At 66.2% G+C, this 16662-nt stretch carries 15 protein-coding genes and 1 pseudogene; 14 read left to right on the forward strand and 2 right to left on the reverse strand.

The features are described from left to right. Positions 1-416 precede the first annotated feature (416 nt). The 9 genes and pseudogenes from NMP03_RS09320 (at position 417) to NMP03_RS09360 (ending at position 11055) form a co-directional block, all read left to right on the forward strand. A complete protein-coding gene (locus NMP03_RS09320; protein WP_256505085.1) occupies positions 417-995 on the forward strand; it encodes an ANTAR domain-containing response regulator in 579 nt (192 codons plus the stop codon). Then, positions 995-2209, forward strand: coding sequence for a CmpA/NrtA family ABC transporter substrate-binding protein (locus NMP03_RS09325; protein ID WP_256505086.1), 1215 nt, complete (start codon positions 995-997; stop codon positions 2207-2209). The genes NMP03_RS09320 and NMP03_RS09325 overlap by 1 nt, the downstream gene beginning before the upstream one ends. Before the next feature lie 230 nt (positions 2210-2439). Next, the gene (locus NMP03_RS09330; protein WP_256505087.1) at positions 2440-3678 is read left to right on the forward strand and encodes a nitrate/nitrite transporter; all 1239 of its coding nucleotides are present in this window, start codon (positions 2440-2442) and stop codon (positions 3676-3678) included. A gap of 35 nt (positions 3679-3713) precedes the next feature. Next, positions 3714-6200, forward strand: a complete 2487-nt coding sequence (gene nirB, locus NMP03_RS09335) for a nitrite reductase large subunit NirB (protein WP_256505089.1) — start codon at positions 3714-3716, stop codon at positions 6198-6200. Beyond that, positions 6197-6535 (forward strand): nitrite reductase small subunit NirD, encoded by a 339-nt coding sequence (gene nirD / locus NMP03_RS09340; protein ID WP_256505091.1) that lies wholly within the window; start codon positions 6197-6199, stop codon positions 6533-6535. The genes nirB and nirD overlap by 4 nt, the downstream gene beginning before the upstream one ends. Positions 6536-6545: 10 nt before the next feature. Beyond that, positions 6546-9143, forward strand: coding sequence for a nitrate reductase (locus NMP03_RS09345; RefSeq protein WP_256505093.1), 2598 nt, complete (start codon positions 6546-6548; stop codon positions 9141-9143). Next, on the forward strand, positions 9133-9933 hold the full coding sequence (cobA, locus tag NMP03_RS09350; protein ID WP_256505095.1) for a uroporphyrinogen-III C-methyltransferase: 801 nt from the start codon (positions 9133-9135) through the stop codon (positions 9931-9933). The genes NMP03_RS09345 and cobA overlap by 11 nt, the downstream gene beginning before the upstream one ends. Positions 9934-10211: 278 nt before the next feature. Beyond that, positions 10212-10565 (forward strand): annotated as a pseudogene (locus tag NMP03_RS09355) (ferritin-like domain-containing protein); the annotation flags it as partial. Between the two features lie 190 nt (positions 10566-10755). Beyond that, positions 10756-11055: a hypothetical protein gene (locus NMP03_RS09360; RefSeq protein ID WP_256505096.1), complete on the forward strand. Its 300-nt coding sequence runs from the start codon at positions 10756-10758 to the stop codon at positions 11053-11055. A gap of 151 nt (positions 11056-11206) precedes the next feature. Here the strand turns inward: NMP03_RS09360 and NMP03_RS09365 are convergent, their stop codons facing one another. Then, positions 11207-12100, reverse strand: coding sequence for a cobalamin B12-binding domain-containing protein (locus NMP03_RS09365; RefSeq protein WP_256505098.1), 894 nt, complete (start codon positions 12098-12100; stop codon positions 11207-11209). Between the two features lie 286 nt (positions 12101-12386). Here NMP03_RS09365 and NMP03_RS16210 point away from each other — a divergent pair, with 286 nt between their 5' ends. Beyond that, positions 12387-12881 (forward strand): TspO/MBR family protein, encoded by a 495-nt coding sequence (locus tag NMP03_RS16210; protein ID WP_406698440.1) that lies wholly within the window; start codon positions 12387-12389, stop codon positions 12879-12881. 151 nt (positions 12882-13032) lie between these two features. On the opposite strand, the gene NMP03_RS09370 is transcribed toward NMP03_RS16210, so the two are convergent. Beyond that, positions 13033-13707 (reverse strand): TetR/AcrR family transcriptional regulator, encoded by a 675-nt coding sequence (locus tag NMP03_RS09370; protein WP_256505099.1) that lies wholly within the window; start codon positions 13705-13707, stop codon positions 13033-13035. A 77-nt stretch (positions 13708-13784) separates the two neighbouring features. Between NMP03_RS09370 and NMP03_RS09375 the strand changes: the two genes are divergently transcribed. The 4 genes from NMP03_RS09375 to NMP03_RS09385 all read left to right on the forward strand — a co-directional run bounded on the left by NMP03_RS09375 (position 13785) and on the right by NMP03_RS09385 (position 16523). Beyond that, complete coding sequence (locus NMP03_RS09375) at positions 13785-14729, forward strand: aromatic alcohol reductase (protein ID WP_256505100.1); 945 nt, start codon at positions 13785-13787, stop codon at positions 14727-14729. Positions 14730-14751: 22 nt separating this feature from the next. Next, complete coding sequence (locus NMP03_RS16180) at positions 14752-15387, forward strand: epoxide hydrolase family protein (protein ID WP_319937580.1); 636 nt, start codon at positions 14752-14754, stop codon at positions 15385-15387. An 89-nt stretch (positions 15388-15476) separates the two neighbouring features. After that, positions 15477-15908, forward strand: coding sequence for a hypothetical protein (locus NMP03_RS16185; RefSeq protein WP_319937581.1), 432 nt, complete (start codon positions 15477-15479; stop codon positions 15906-15908). Positions 15909-16205: 297 nt separating this feature from the next. After that, complete coding sequence (locus tag NMP03_RS09385; RefSeq protein ID WP_256505102.1) at positions 16206-16523, forward strand: hypothetical protein; 318 nt, start codon at positions 16206-16208, stop codon at positions 16521-16523. The last annotated feature ends 139 nt before the right edge of the window (positions 16524-16662 follow it).

Genomic DNA, 16662 nt, shown 5'->3' on the forward strand with positions numbered 1-16662 from the left:
CTGCCAGGTTGAGGCGTTCGCCGACTGACGGCTTCGCGACAGGGAGGACCCACATTCAGACATTCACGACGCCGTCGTTGCTTCCCCAAACCGGTCACACGTTCAGGTTTATGGTTCTGGAAATCTAGCTAACCGCAAACAGGCAAGCTTAACGATTTCGGCAACGATAGTTGGCCGCTCGCACGAAGGGCGCGCAACCACTTGGAGGTATGAAGGGGTCGCCCGGCGAACCGATCAATCCGGCCAAAGGATTACTTCCAAGCTCGTCGCGGACGGTCTGCACAGCCCGAGCTTTGCCGAGTATAGCGGTCATGGCAGTCCGCCTGAGTACAGCTTCAGGGGCGGCTTCAGGAACGACTGATGCCCCCTCCCAACGAAGCCGTTGGCATCCCCGCCTAACCCGGCATAGTGGGTCGATGCGGATCGCGATCATCGACACCAGCACCACGCGTGCCGCGATCATTTCCGATGGGTTGCGCGAGGCGGGGCTCGACGATCTGGTGATCATCGACAGCGGCGGGCGGCTGGTGGCACAGCTCGAGGCGGCGGCGCCCGAAGTGGTGCTGATCAACCTCGAAAACCCCAGCCGCGACGTGCTCGAGGAGTTTTTCGCGGTGTCGCGCGCGCTCGACCGGCCGATCGCGATGTTCGTCGACCAGAGCGATGCCGAATCGACCGCCGCCGCGGTCGATGCCGGGGTTTCGGCCTATATCGTCGACGGGCTGGCCAAGCAGCGGATCAAGCCGGTGCTCGACCTGGCGATCCGCCGCTTCCAGGCATTTGCGCGGCTGCAAGCAGAATTGCACGAAGCCAGGAGCGCACTCGCCGATCGCAGCACGATCGATCGCGCCAAGGCAATCCTGATGCAACGGCGCGGCATCGACGAGCCCGCAGCCTATGGCCTGCTGCGTGCGCAAGCGATGCGATCGAACCGCCGAATCGCCGAGATCGCCGACGCGATCATCACCAGCGACGCGTTGATGGGAGACATGTGATGGCGCTCGATCGGGTTCGCATCGGCTTCCTGCCGCTGGTCGATGCCGCGCTGCCGATCCTGGCGCGCGAACAGGGGTTCGCAAAGGCCGAAGGGATCGAGATCGAGCTGGTGCGCGACATGAGCTGGGCGACGGTGCGCGACCGGCTGCTGTACGGGCATACCGATGCCGCGCACATGGTCGCGCCGCTTGCGCTGGCGACCGCGCTGGGGCGCGGGCGGCCGGCGGTCGCGATGGCGGTGCCGTTCGTGCTGGGGCTCAACGGCAATGCGATCACGCTGGCGCTGCCGCTGGCCGATCAGTTGCTCGATAGCGATTCGCTCGGCGATCCGGTGGTGCTCGGCGCGCGGCTCAAGACGCTCGCGCTGGCGCGCGCCGCCGCGGGCAAGCGGCTGCGCTTCGGCGTCGTGCATCGCTATTCGAGCCATAATTACATGCTGCGCTATTGGCTCGCGGCGGTCGGCATCCGCCCCGATGTCGATATCGAAATCGTGACGATCAGCCCCAGCTTCGCCGCCGATGCGCTGGCGGCGGGCGAGATCGACGGTATCTGCGTCGGTGAACCGTGGAACAGCGTCGCGGTCGATCGCGGGGTGGGGCGGATCGCGCTGGTCACCGCGCAGATCTGGCGGCGCGGGGTCGAGAAGGTGCTGGCGATGACCGCCGACACGCTGGCGCAGCGCAGCGACACCGTCGCACGGCTGATCCGCGCGCTGCACGCCGCCGCCGCACGTTTCGTCGATGCCGACAGCCAGGCCGAAAGCGCCGCGATCCTCGCGCGCCCCGAATATCTCGCAGCGCCGGTCGACCCGATCGCGCGCGCGATCGGCGACCGCGTCCGGCTGGTGCCGGGTGCCGAGCCGGTCCATGTGCCCGATTTCATGTTCCAATATCGTGAGGCGGCGAACTTCCCGTGGCGCAGTCAGGCGGCGTGGCTCTATTCGCAGATGACCCGATGGGACGGCACGCCCTTCTCGGCGGCGGAGGCGGAGACCGCGCAAGGCGTGTTCCGGCCCGACGTCTATCGCGCGGCGCTCGCCGGATCGGGCGCACCGCTGCCGGGAGCAAGCTCGAAGATCGAAGGTGCGATCGGCGGCACTGGGGTCGCGGCGGGGTCGACGCAGGGGCGGCTGATCCTGGGGCGCGACCCGTTCTTCGATCACCGGGCCTTCGATCCCGACGATATTCCGGGCTATCTGAAGGCATTGCCCTGATCATGCTGCGATTGCGAAACGGCGCTTGCGTCGCGCCTGCGAATCGGTCATCTTCCCTGCGTCGGGCAAGGAAGCCCGGCACGAGATAACCGCGCAAGGTTCCAACGAAGGGACCGAACCGCGTCGGATGGCCGGATGGTCGTCCACAGGCAACGAAGCCGCTCCGATGCGCCCGCAAGGTCGCCGTCGGGGCGGCTTTTTCTTTGTCCATCGCGGATGGGGGCACGACCATGGCAACGACCTTCTGGCATGACGAACCGAGCGAACCGACCCGCGGCTTCTGGGACAGCGGCCACAAGCCGACGCTGATCGCGGCGTTCCTGTATTTCGACTTTGCGTTCATGGTGTGGGTGCTGCTCGGCCCGCTCGCCCCCGACATTGCCCTGGCGCTGGCGCTGACGCCCGCGCAAAAGGGGCTGATGGTCGCGGTGCCGACGCTCGCCGGCGCCGCGCTCCGCGTCATCAACGGGCTGCTGGTCGACCGGATCGGGCCGAAGCGGTCGGGGGCGATCGGCCAGATCATCGTCATCGGCGGGCTGTTCAGCGCCTGGGCGCTGGGGGTGAACAGCTTTGCCGGCACGCTGGCGCTCGGGGTGATCCTGGGCTTTGCCGGCGCGAGCTTCGCGATCGCGCTGCCGCTCGCCAGCCGCTGGTATCCGCCCGAGCATCAGGGCAAGGCGATGGGGCTTGCCGGGATGGGCAATTCGGGGACGGTGCTCGCCGCCTTGTTCGCGCCGACGCTGGCCAAGATGTTCGGCTGGAACGCGGTGCTCGGGCTCGCGTGCATCCCGCTGACATTGGTGCTGTTCGTCTATCTCGCGCTCGCGAAGGACGCGCCGGGCGCCCCTGCCCCCAAGCGCCTGTCCGAATATCTCGAACCGCTCAAGCAAGCCGATGCCTGGTGGCTGATGGGGTTCTACGCGGTCACCTTCGGCGGGTTCGTCGGGCTGGCCGCGTCGCTGCCGATCTATTTCACCGACCAGTTCGGGCTCGATACCGTGCTGGCGGGCTATTGCACCGCGGGCTGCGTGTTCGCCGGATCGATGGTGCGGCCGATGGGCGGCGCGATCGCCGACCGGATCGGCGGGGTCAAGACGCTGTCGGTGGTGTTCGCGGTCGCCGCGGTAGCATTGGCGGGAGTCGGTGCGGCCAGCCGGGTCGATGCCGCGCTAGCCTTGTTCGTGCTGGCGATGCTCGCACTGGGCGCAGGCAACGGCGCGGTGTTCCAACTGGTGCCGCAGCGCTTCGCCGCCGAGATCGGGGTGATGACCGGGCTGGTCGGCATGGCGGGCGGAGTCGGCGGCTTCTACCTCGCCTCGTCGCTCGGCCTTGCCAAGCAATGGACCGGCAGCTTCCAGCCGGGCTTCCTGATCTTCGCCGCGCTGTCGCTGATTGCCCTCGCCGGACTGACGCTGGTCAAGCCGCGCTGGCGTGCGCGCTGGACCACCGTTGCCGGGGTGCGGATCTGATGCGCCCGCCCCTTCCCCTCCCGCTGGACGATCCGATGCAGCATCAGTCGCACCCCGCCGCCGCGTTCGAACGCGAACATCTGGTCGTGATCGGCAACGGCATGGCGGGCTGTCGCGCGATCGAGGAACTGATCGCGCGCGACGCCAGCCGCTACCGCGTGACGATCTTCGGCGCCGAGCCGCATGTGAACTATAACCGGATCATGCTGTCGCCGGTGCTGGCGGGCGAGAAAAGCTTCGACGAGATCGTGATCAACGATCGCCGATGGTACGCCGCCAATGGCATCGAACTGGTTACCAGCGATCCGGTGCTGGCGATCGATCGCGCGGCCAGGACCGTCACCGCACGATCGGGCCGCATGGTCGGCTATGACCGGCTGCTGATCGCCACCGGATCGGACCCGTTCATCATCCCGGTCCCAGGCAAGGACCTGCCCGGGGTCATCACCTTCCGCGACATGGCCGATGTCGACCATATGCTGGCGGCCGCGGGCAAAGGCGGCGACGCGGTGGTTATCGGCGGCGGGCTGCTCGGGCTCGAGGCGGCGCACGGGCTCACATTGCGCGGCATGAAGGTGACGGTGATCCATCTGATGCCGACGCTGATGGAGCGCCAGCTCGACGAGGCGGCGGGCTGGCTGCTCAAATCGGCGCTCGAAGCGCGTGGGCAGACGATCCTGACCCAGGCCAATACCGCCGAGATCGTCGGCACCGACGCGGTCGAAGGGGTGCGGCTGAAGGACGGCACGCTGATCCCCGCCAGCCTGGTGGTGATGGCGGTCGGCATCCGCCCCTGCACCGCGCTGGCGCGCGACGCCGGGCTGGCGGTGGGGCGCGGCATCCAGGTCGACGACCATATGGTGACCAGCGACCCGTCGATCCTCGCGGTCGGTGAGTGCGTCGAGCATGACGGCAACGTCTACGGCCTCGTCGCGCCGCTATGGGACATGTGCCGCGCGCTCGCCGACGGGCTGACCGACAGCCACAGCGGCTATCGCGGGTCGGTGACCTCGACCAAGCTCAAGGTCGCCGGGCTCGACGTATTCTCGGCAGGTGACTTTTCGGGCACCGACGGTGCCGAGGACATCGTGCTGCGCGACGCCTCACGCGGCATCTACAAGCGCGTGGTGGTGAAGGACGACCGCATCGTCGGCGCGGTGTTGTACGGCGATACCGGTGACAGCGGCTGGTATTTCGACCTGCTCAAGCGCGGCGAGGATATCGGCGCGATCCGCGACATGCTCATCTTCGGCCAGGCCTTCGCGTCGGGAGGGGGCGTCGCGGACCCTAAGGCCGCCGTTGCAGCGCTCTCCGATACCGCGGAGCTTTGCGGCTGCAACGGCGTGAGCAAGGGACAGGTCGTCGCCTGTATCGAAGCCGGCGCGCACAGCCTCGATGCGGTGCGCGCGGGGTGCAAGGCGTCGGCATCGTGCGGATCGTGTACCGGGATCGTCGAGACGCTGCTGGCAACCACGCTGGGCGACGCGGTCGAAGCCGGCCCCAGGACGATGTGCAACTGCACCAGCTTCGGCCATGACGATGTCCGCCGCGAAATCGTCGCCCAGCAGATGTGCTCGATCCCCGAGGTGATGCAGAAGCTGCACTGGGCGACCCCCGATGGCTGTTCGTCGTGCCGCCCCGCGCTCAATTACTATCTGCTGTGCGCGCTGCCGGGCGACTATGTCGACGACCAGCAAAGCCGCTTCGTCAACGAACGGATGCACGCCAACATCCAGAAGGACGGCACCTATTCGGTCGTCCCGCGCATGTGGGGCGGGCTGACCAACCCGCGCGAGCTGCGCGCAATCGCCGATGTGGTCGAGAAATACGACGCGCCGATGGTGAAGGTCACCGGCGGCCAGCGGCTCGATATCTTCGGGATCAAGAAGGAGGATTTGCCCGCGGTCTGGGCCGACCTCAACGCCGCCGGGATGGTCAGTGGACATGCCTATGGCAAGTCGCTGCGGACGGTGAAGACCTGTGTCGGCTCCGAATGGTGCCGCTTCGGCACGCAGGATTCGACTGGGCTTGGCGTCAAGATCGAGCGGATGACCTGGGGCTCGTGGATGCCGCACAAGTTCAAGATCGCGGTGTCGGGGTGCCCGCGCAATTGCGCCGAGGCGACGATCAAGGATTTCGGCGTGGTCTGCGTCGACAGCGGCTATGAGCTGTCGGTCGGCGGCAATGGCGGGATCAAGGTTCGCGCCACCGATTTCCTGTGCAAGGTCGCCACCGAAGTCGAGGCGATGCATTATTGCGCGGCCTTCATCCAATTATACCGCGAGGAAGCGCGCTATCTCGAACGCACCGCGCCGTGGATCGAGCGCGTAGGCGTTGAATACATCCGCGCGCGGATCGCCGACGACGCCGAGGGACGCGATGCGCTGGCAGCGCGGTTCCACTTCGCGCAGCAGTTCTTGCAGGACGATCCCTGGGCAGCGCGCGCGGCGGGTGCCGAGCGCGAACAGCACGCGCCGATGGCGCGCTTCACCCCGCATGATGCAACGAAGGAAATGGCGTGACCGGTGAATGGCTCGACATCGGCTGGGCCGATGAAATCCCGGTGCGCGGCAGCCGCACGGTGCAGGTCGAAGGCGGCGACGACATCGCGGTCTTCCGCACCGGCGACGGCCGCGTCTTCGCGCTGGCCGATCGCTGCCCGCACAAGGGCGGGCGGCTGAGCCAGGGGATCGTCCATGGCGGCGCGGTTGCCTGCCCGCTGCACAATTGGCGGATCGCGCTGGCGACCGGCGAAGCACTGGGCCAGGACAAGGGGTGTACGCCGGTGATCCCGGTGAAGCTGAGCGGCGGGCGGGTGCTGATCTGCCGGGCGAGCACGATGCAGGCGGCGGCGTGAGGGCACCCCGGTGAGCACCTCGGTCCGCACCACCTGCGCCTATTGCGGGGTCGGCTGCGGCATCCTGGCGACACCGACCGGCGAGCGTAGCGCAACGATCGCGGGCGATCCCGATCATCCCGCCAATGCCGGTAAGCTCTGCTCGAAGGGCACGCATCTGGGCGAGACGATCGGGCTCGAAGGACGGCTGCTCCACCCTATGATCGGCAAGCGCCGCGCGACCTGGGACAAGTCGCTCGACCTGGTCGCCAAACGCTTCCGCGACACGATCGCGCAGCACGGGCCGGGCAGCGTCGCCTTCTACGTCTCGGGCCAGTTGCTGACCGAGGATTATTACGTCGCCAACAAGCTGATGAAGGGCTTTATCGGCTCGGCCAATATCGACACCAATTCGCGGCTGTGCATGGCCAGCGCGGTCGCGGGCCATATGCGCGCGTTCGGCGAGGATGTCGTACCCGCAAGCTATGCCGATCTCGACACGACCGATCTGATCGTGCTGGTCGGATCGAACACCGCCTGGTGCCACCCGATCGTCTACCAGCGCATCCGCGCGCGCTGCGAGGCGGGGGCCAAGCTCGTGGTGATCGATCCGCGGCGCACCGAGACCGCCGACGAAGCCGACCTGCATCTGGCGATCCGTCCGGGCACCGATGTCGCGCTGATGAACGGGCTGCTCGCCTGGTGCCGCGCGGCGGGCGTGGTCGACGACGCCTATGTGGCGGCGCATGTCGCGACGCCCGAGGATTTCTGGGACCGGGTTGGAGAGGGAAGCGACCTGTGGTCGGTGGCGCGCATCTGCGATGTGCCGCCGCAAGACCTCAGGCGCTTTTTCGAACTGTTTGCGGCGAACCCGCGCACCGTGACGATGTTCAGCCAGGGGGTGAACCAGTCGCTGTCGGGCACCGATCAGGTCAACGCGATCACCAACCTCCACCTCGCCACCGGACGCATCGGCAAGCCGGGTGCCGCACCCTTTTCGATCACCGGCCAGCCCAATGCGATGGGTGGGCGCGAGGTCGGCGGGCTCGCCTCGAGCCTGGCGGCGCATATGGATTTCGCCCCCGAAAACGTCGCGCGCGTCGGGCGGTTCTGGGCCGCGCCCAATATGGCGACCAAGCCGGGGCTGAAGGCGGTCGATCTGTTCCGGGCGGTGGGCGAAGGGCGGATCAAGGCGCTGTGGGTGATGGCGACCAACCCCGCGGTGTCGATGCCCGATGCCGGCCGGGTGCGCGAGGCGCTGGCGGCGTGCCCGTTCGTCGTCGTCTCCGACGTGATCGCGCAGACCGATACCTCGCTCCACGCGCATGTCCGCCTGCCCGCCACCGCCTGGGGCGAAAAGGACGGCACCGTCACCAATTCGGATCGAACGATCAGCCGCCAGCGCGCCTTCCTGCCCGCGCCGGGCGACGCCAAACCCGATTGGTGGATCGTCACCCAGGTCGCGCGGCGCATGGGATGGCGTACCGCCTTCGCCTATGATCGCCCCGCCGACATCTGGCGCGAGCATTGCCGGCTGTCGACCTATGAGAATGACGGCGAACGGCTGTTCGCGCTGCCCGGCCGATCGGGCGGCGGCAATGCCGAGTATGATGCGATGGTGCCGTTCCGCTGGGGCGGCACGCCCTTTGCCGATGGCCGCTTTTCGACCCCCGACCGGCGCGCGCGGCTGGTGCCGGTTGTACAAAAGCCGATCGCAGCGCCGCTGGCCGATTGGCCGCTGACGCTCAACACCGGCCGCTACCGCGACCAATGGCATACGATGACTCGCAGCGGGCTCAGCCCCAAGCTGGCGCGCCACCGCGAACAGCCGATGGTCGAGATCCACCCGGATGATGCGCGCGGCGCTGGCATCACCGAGAATGGCCTAGTCCGGGTAGCGACACCGCAAGGCGACAGCCTGTACCGCGCCAGCATCGTCGCCACCCAGCGCGCGGGCGAAGTCTTCGTGCCGATCCACTGGACCGACCAGCAGGCGAGCGGCGGGCGCACCGGGCGGCTGGCACGCGCGCTCGCCGATCCGTTTTCGGGCCAGCCGGGGTTCAAATCGACCCCTGCGCGGATCGAGGCGGTCGCCTGTGGCTGGCGCGGTTTCCTGATCGTCCGCGACGAACTCGCCGCCCGCCCCGCCTGCCTATGGGCGACGCGGATCGCGGTCCCCTGCGGCACCGCCTGGGATCTGGCGGGCGATGGCGACGCCGCCGCGCTCGACCGGCTGTTGCCGCATGGCCAGCGGATCGAAGCCGCCGACGCCGCCAAGGGATCGCGGCGGATCGCGATCCTGATCGACGATCGGCTCGCGGCAGCCTTGTTCGTCACCCGCGACGGCACCCTGCCCCCGCGCGACTGGCTGGTCGATCAACTGCGTGAGGCGGTCGCCGCGCCGCATCTGCTCGCGGGCTGCGCGCCGGGCGCGCAGGTCGATCGCGGCCCGATCGTCTGCGCCTGCTTCGATGTCGGACTGCAGACGATCCTCCATGCGATCGCGCAGCAGCGGCTGGTCGATGTCGCCGCGATCGGCGCGGCCTTGGGCGCGGGCACCAATTGCGGGTCGTGCCGCCCGGCGCTCGCCCGCCTGCTCGTTTCGGAAGGATCGCACCATGCCGCATGATTTCGCCCCCGGATCGGTCTGGCTGGTCGGTGCTGGCCCCGGCGATCCCGAGCTGCTGACGCGCAAGGCCGAGCGGCTGATCGCGGCGGCCGACATCGTCTTCCACGATGCGCTGGTCGGCCCCGGCGTGCTCGCGCTGATTCCGCCAACAACGCCGCGCGTGCATGTCGGCAAGCGATCGGGCCGCCACTCGAAGGACCAGCGATCGATCAACGACCTGCTCGCCGCCGCCGCGCTCGCGGGCAAGCGCGTGGTGCGGCTGAAGGGCGGCGACCCGTCGATCTTCGGGCGGTCGACCGAAGAGATCCGCCATCTCGCCGAACGCGGCATCGCGGTGCGGATCTGCCCCGGCATCACCACCGCCAGCGCCGCCGCCGCCTCGGCAGGCATATCGCTGACACTACGCGGGCTGGCGCGCAAACTGACCTTAGTCACCGCGCATGCTCGTGCCGGGGAGGCGCTCGACCTCGACTGGGCCGCGCTCGCCGCACCCGAAGCGACGCTTGCGGTCTATATGGGCGCGGCCGCTGCGGGCGAAGTCTCGCGCCGGCTGATCGCCGCGGGACGCGCGCCCGACACGCCAGTGCTGGTGGCAGTCAACGTATCGCTGCCCGACGAACGCATCCTGCGTGGATCATTGTCCGCGCTGGCGTTCCTGGTCGAAACGATCAGTGGCGACGATCCGTCGCTGCTGTTGATCGGCGAAACTATCGGCGCTCCCGCTACGGTGTCAGCTATTGCCGAAACCCGTGGTGCCGTCGGGACAATCGCTTATGCAAGAGACGCGTAAATCATTGCTAAGAAGACCCCAAAGAGCGAAACTCGCGCTGGCCTTTTGGACCCTAGACTTCCGACGTTCATCAAGGTCGCTGAGGCTATTACAGCATGATGGATTCGGGTTCGCCAGTACGGGACCGAGTCACGAGATCGCAGCCTTCGACGTAGTCTACTCGCTTGGTGATGCGCCCTCGTATCATTCAGCGGCCACGCCGGGGTCTTGCTCCGTGGGTACCCGAAGAGGTGACAGCCATTCGGCATCGTCGCCGATAACAAGCTGTTACATGATCCCTCGGGGCAGCGGCAGGGTTGCTCGCGGCCGAGGCCTATCATGCCGGTCTCGTTCGCACCGTGCTCTATGGCAAGGGCATCGCCACCCCGGCGTTGATCGAGGCGACCGAATCGATCTCGACCGCGCGCGACAGCCTCGACGGGGCGACCGATCTCGATCAGGGCGTCCGCGCGACGACCAGCAACGGCGTCACGCGATCGAACATCGTGCCCACCGACGCCAGCGGCCTCGCCTATAGCCGCTCGGCAGGGCAGGTGCTCAATATCGTCTACCTCAACCGCATGGCGGTAACCGCGGGCGGGTTCTTCCCCGCGGGCGTCAACGGCACGATCCGGAGCAGCGCCGCAAGCTGACCCGATCGCCGCCGCGCGGCCTCCCCCCTTGCAGCGCGGCGCCCTATGGCCGCTCGACCCGCGAAAGTCGGTCGGGCGGCCATTTTCTTGTCGCGCCGGGTGCATCTGCCGCGATCCAGCCCGGTGGCAGGGATTCTTAGACGCGACAGGTCCCTAGGGCGATATTGCCATATCGTCGGCGCGGTGCACGTTGGCCCGGCAGCTGGGCGCGGATCGCGCGCTCTTCTCGATGTCCAATTCTGAGGTTTACGAGGTCTCATTGAAAACGATTCTGATCGCGACACGGGTATTTGCCTTTCTCACCCTGTTGTTCGTGCCGGCTTTCGCCGTTCTGATCCTTGTCGCATTCGTCAGCGGCCAGGCGTTGTGGTTCGCCATTTTCGGGTTGCCTGCCTTGTTATTGAACGCCTGCATCGTCCTGGCGAAGCCGCAGCGTGACCGTATCTGGCGCTGGGCCAACAGCGTCGCCGGCACCAAGGCCCGACTGTGACCGACTAAATTTCTATGGCTGCCGGGATGGTTGCGGGCTCTCGAGATGGCCGTGCCATGGCCCGCTGGTAATGGTCACCCCGTCACGAGCGCCCGCAGCCCCTGAGAGGGCTTCCAAACGCCGTGCGCCCATCAAAGGGGGCATGCACCAACTAGACCCGTTGCCGATGGCCTAGATCGAACAGTTTCTGGGCTACCAACACGGCTGCAGGTGCATTGGGTGCCGTGCCGTCTGCGCCTACGTCGCGAGCCAGTTCAGGGTTAGCGGTAAACATCGGCCCGCCCACCATGACGCCGATCGCTTGATTACGGGACTCCCGTCGTATCTGCGCAATCGTTGTGCGCATGCTTTCGAGCTGGCGTTCCGATCCCGCAGTCAAGCCGACGACGGCAAACCAGTTTTGCTTCGCGACATCTGCTATGCTTTCGGAAGTGCCTTCGAGCTCGGTACGTACCTGCCATCCGGCAGCTGTCAAAAACCGCTCGACCATCGCGATGCCGAAGAAGTGCTGGTCCCCCGGCGTCATCGCCATCAATACGGTACGATGGGTATCCAGCCCGGGCAGCACATGGGTCTCGTTGAAGACCGCGAGCAGCTTTTGCAGGCGAGCTACCCCAAGCGTCACGTCGATGAAGTCGCAATCATCGCGATCCCACATCTCACCAAGCAAACGCGCGGCCGGCTCGAGCAGCTCGACGAACAACGTCTCCATCGAAAGCCCGCGCTCGCGCATCATCAGCACATATGCGGCGGCCGCCTCGAGATCGCTACCAAGCACGATGTCGGCAAGGCCGGTGATATCGGCGCTGGTCGGCACCAGGGCTTCGATAACCACCGTGATCGGCGGCGCGGCCGGCACGACTTGGGCATGCAACTTCAGTAGCCGCGGGACGATCTCGTTTGACACGATGCGAGCCAGCTTGGCCTGACGCTCAGCGACATCGTCGCGCCGGTATATATCCGGCACGATAAACAGGGTTTCGAGCCGGTGGAGGCTTTGGCGATCGATCGTCGGTATCGCCAGTGCTCTGGCCGTCTGCCCCATCAAGCCTCTCCCTACGCCTCGCTGCCCTGTCGAATGCGTTCTCGGAACGCACCACATCCCACCGGCGATGTCGATACCGCATCTTTAACCCTTCGAACGATATCGGCTGCACATACCGTTGCGAGAAACGCTGGCGGGAACGAGGAAGATACCTTGCCGAGCCCGCTGCTTGGCGTTGTTTTGGCTTCAAACATGACGCCTTACTTGTCTCGCGGGAACCCGTTCGCCTGTCGCTTGTCTAAGCAACAGGGAGACGGACATGGTGGCTGCAAATAAGAAAACCGGAATGGCGCCACGTTTGGCGGCGGGATTGGCCATCGGCACGGTTACTGCCGCTCTGCTATTAGGCGGTCGCGCCAGCCCTTCCCCCAACAATCCCCGCACGAAGCGTTGGTACGATCGCCTGCGTAAGCCTGGCTTCACACCACCCGCGCCTGTCTTCGCCCTCGCATGGCCAACAATCCAAGCTGCACAGGCATACAGCGGGTACACATTGCTCCGAGCACCGTCTTCGCCAGAGCGCACAACAGCGCTGGTTTTTTGGGGAGCAAACCAGATCGGTGTCGCAGGCTGGTCCGAGGTGTTTTTCCGTCTCAGGGCACCAGGGTGGGCTGCGCTAGGCTCTGCCGCCTTGGGCGGCAGCGCTGTTGGCCATGTCACTGCCGCTCGACAGATAGACACTCGCGCTGCTGTAGCGGGATTACCTCTGGCAGCGTGGGTCGGCTTTGCGACCTTGCTCGCTGAAGAGGTCTGGCGTCGGAACGATACACCTGCAGCATGAATGAACCACAACTCGCCATTGACGGCCTAATTCGCCCCTCCCAGCTTGCGCCATTCGTTCATGCCGTTAGCGGGGTTGGTGACAGGCGCGTGCGCCGCCCGAGATCGCTTTCCCGAACGGAATGGAAGATCGAAAAGGTGGATCGAGCAGCCTAGGACGCCTCGATTGTGCGTAACCAGCCCGCGCGGGTGAGCAGATCGATCGCATCGTCGATGCGACGTGATGCCGTCGAATCCAGCTGCTCGCGATCATCGCCAATCAGTGCCCGCATCTGGTGGGGTACGAACACCATGTCGATGAACCGCCCCGCGACGGTCGATGCTTGCTCGATCCGGTCCGGCGCGGCATCGGCCCCGGCAATCGCTTGAGCGACGCACGCAACGCCGCCGTCGCGGCCGATCCGGTCCACCAGGCGCGCGAGATCGGGCATTCGGTGCCCGGTGGTGACGACGACGCGCATCAGGGCGATCGCCTGAGGCGTCAACGCATGCTCCAGCAGGCTATGGCCCACCGCGCGCAGCCGGTCCTGGACCGATAGATGCCACGGCACCACGGCTGTCGGAACGAGCGTATCGTCCACCATCCGCCGCACCACAGCCGCGAACAGCGCCTCCTTGTTGGCATAGCGGGCATAGAGACTCGCCTTCCCCGCCCCGGCCTGCGCCACGACCTGATCGCAGCTTGTCGCGTCATATCCCAGCCGCACGAACTGGTCCGTGGCGGCATCGAGGATCCGACGATCGACGTCGCCAGCCTGGTCGGCGGGGGGCCGACCACCGCGTCGTCGCTTCGCTGCCTCGGGCTTTGTGTTGGTAAGCCTTTGCATCACGCAGCCATACAGGCCATGCGCCCGTTGAATGAAACTGAACGGTGCAGTTCAGTTTATCGTAACGGAGGTTGGTGATGGCTGCTATGACGCTTGAGGACGTGAACGGCCGCGATGAGGGCGGAGTCGCGCAGCGGACGATCTCGCTGGCCGGTGCTACGGGTGACCTTGGCGGCCGCGTGCTGTCGGCGCTGGTCCGGCGTGGCGTGGGGGTGCGGGCGCTGGTCCGCAACGGCACGCCGGTTGCAGCGCAGGATGCCTTGCGCAGGCTTGGCGGTACACCGGTCCCGGTCGATTTCGCCGATCACGCTGCGCTCTCGGATGCGCTGGATGGTGCAGAATGCGTCGTCTCTGCCTTGAACGGGCTGGAGCCGGTCATTCTCGATCTCCAAGGCCAACTCCTCGATGCGGCGGTCGCGGCGGGCGTACCCCGTTTCATCCCGTCCGACTTCTCGCTAGATTTCACCAAGACCCGCCCCGGCGACAATCGCAACATGGACCTTCGGCGGCGCTTCATGGCGCGCGTCGATGCAGCACCGATCCGCGCGACCTCGATCCTCAACGGTGCCTTCGCGGACCTGTTAACCGGCGAAGCGCCGATCGTGTTGCCACGCTTCCGTCGTATCCTCTACTGGGGCGACGCAGACCAGCCACTCGACTTCACGACGAAGGACGATGTCGCGGACTACACCGCCGTCGCGGCGCTCGATGCCGATGCGCCGCGCTTCCTGCGGATCGCCGGTGACGTCGCGTCACCGCGCGACCTGGCGATCCTGATGACGCGCCTCGAGGGCCGAGCGTGGAAGCCGTTCCGGGCGGGTGGGCTCGGGCGTCTCTCGACGCTGATCCGTATCGCGCGCGCGCTGTCGCCGACCACCGATGCGCCGTTCCCGGCCTGGCAGGGCATGCAATATGTACGCGACATGTCGAGTGGGCGCGGCAAACTCTCGCCGCTCGACAACGATCGCTACGGCAAGACCGACTGGACGCGCGCCGAAGCCGTCCTCGCCCCGACGTTCTGATCGCATCTTCCGGCGTCCTACTATGAATGACCCCATCCAGCCGTTTCCGATCCACATCCCTCAGGCCGAGCTCGACGATCTGGCCGATCGCCTCGCCCGCACCCCCTGGCCCGATGCCGGCACGGTGCAGGACGGGTCGCAAGGGCCGCAATTGGACCGCATCCGTGCGCTCGCGCAGCGATGGCAGGACGGTTACGACTGGCGTATCACGGAGAAGCTGCTCGATAGCTGGGGCAGCGGCCGCACGGTGATCGACGGGCTCGGCATCCACTTCCTGCATGTTCGCGCTCCCGAACCGGACGCGACACCGCTGCTCCTGACGCACGGCTGGCCGGGGTCGGTGCTCGAGTTCCGCGACGTGATAGGCCGGCTCAGCGATCCGCGGGCGCATGGCGACGACGCGGCGGACGCCTTCCACCTCGTCATTCCCGCGCTGCCCGGCTTTGGCTTCTCCGACAAGCCGGCCGAGCCGGGTTGGGGTGTCGGCCGTACCGCGGCTGCGTTGGCCGAGCTAATGCACCGGCTCGGCTATGCCGATCGCTGGATGGCGCAAGGTGGCGACTGGGGTGCCGCAGTCACCTCGACGCTCGCGCATATGCGCGTGCCGGGTCTAGCCGGTATCCACCTCAACATGGTGATGGTCCCGCCGACACCCTAGGTAAGGAAAAAGGCGACCCCGGCCGAGCAGCATATGCTGGACCATGCCGCGCGCCACGACCGCAACTATTCGGGGTACAGGAAGTTGCAGTGCACCCGGCCGCAGTCGCTTGCCTTCGCGCTGGCGGGCCCGTTGGACTCGCAAGCTGGATCTATGCGCTGTTCCGGGATCTATCCGACAGCGGTGGGCAACCCGAACGGGTCATTCCGCTCGACCATTTGATCGATGACATCATGCTGTACTGGCTGCCGAACGCGGGGCCGAGCTCGGCACGCTTCTACTGGGAAGCCGCGCAGGAGATGGCCAAAGGGATGCCAAGCGCGCCCGTGCCGCTGCCGGCGGGTGTCAGCATGTTCCCCGGCGAGCAGGTACGGCTGTCCCGCCGTTGGGCGCAGGCGCGCTTGCCGATCTCCGCTATTTTGGAGAGGCCGCGAGCGGCGGGCATTTCGCGGCAATGGAGAACGCCGAAGCGTTCGTGGCGGACGTCCGCGCGACGTTCCGCGCCACATAGCACCCGATGATGCGTAGCTCCTTGTGGTAGCATATCACCGCACGCTCGAGGTCACGCTGTTCGGCAATTGCCGGTGTAAGGCCTTGGAATGGGTTGGAAGTCGTTTTACTTCGGCGCTAGCGCTCCCCGGAACCGGCCGCCCGTTCAGGGCAGGCTATCAGCGTTCCAAGCCCCCTCGGACGGGGCAACGTGCGCACGCGAGAGCCATGAAATTCTGCGTCCTCGTTCCTGTCGCCAGGACCGTCGCCTGCATCGGTTTCTCGACCACCGGCAGGGCCTGGCATCGATGTGGCCGATACCCGCCCTAGTGCGTTATCGTATTGACGATCATCAAGGAGGCACGGCGATGACGACTTACCCTTTAAGCGAAGCAGCTACGGTCTTCGGTGTCAAAGCGTTGAACGACGCGACGTCGGAAGTGCTTGGACGAGGCACGCTCGAAGAGTGCTTGGATATCGTTTTGGGTCTCTCATCGGATAGGCGACAGTCGGTTTCCATTGAGATGGATGATATTGAACTTAAGTTCGGACCGCAGGAAATTGGTGAAATTCTGCAGTTCCTCCGGGAGGAAAGCTCTGGCCTTTCAAGCAACGAGATCGTCCAGATTAAAAACACCGATCCATGAATGGCTAAATACGCCCTAAGCTCGCGATGCCAATAATGGTATGGCAGTTATATCAATATAGCCTCCTGAATTTACGTTCTCCGCGACCTAAGAAAATGTGCCGTCGATCCTAACAGAAAGCGAAGCTGAACTTGCGTGT

Origin of the sequence: Sphingomonas qomolangmaensis (assembly GCF_024496245.1) — a bacterium.
Lineage (GTDB): Bacteria > Pseudomonadota > Alphaproteobacteria > Sphingomonadales > Sphingomonadaceae > Sphingomonas > Sphingomonas qomolangmaensis.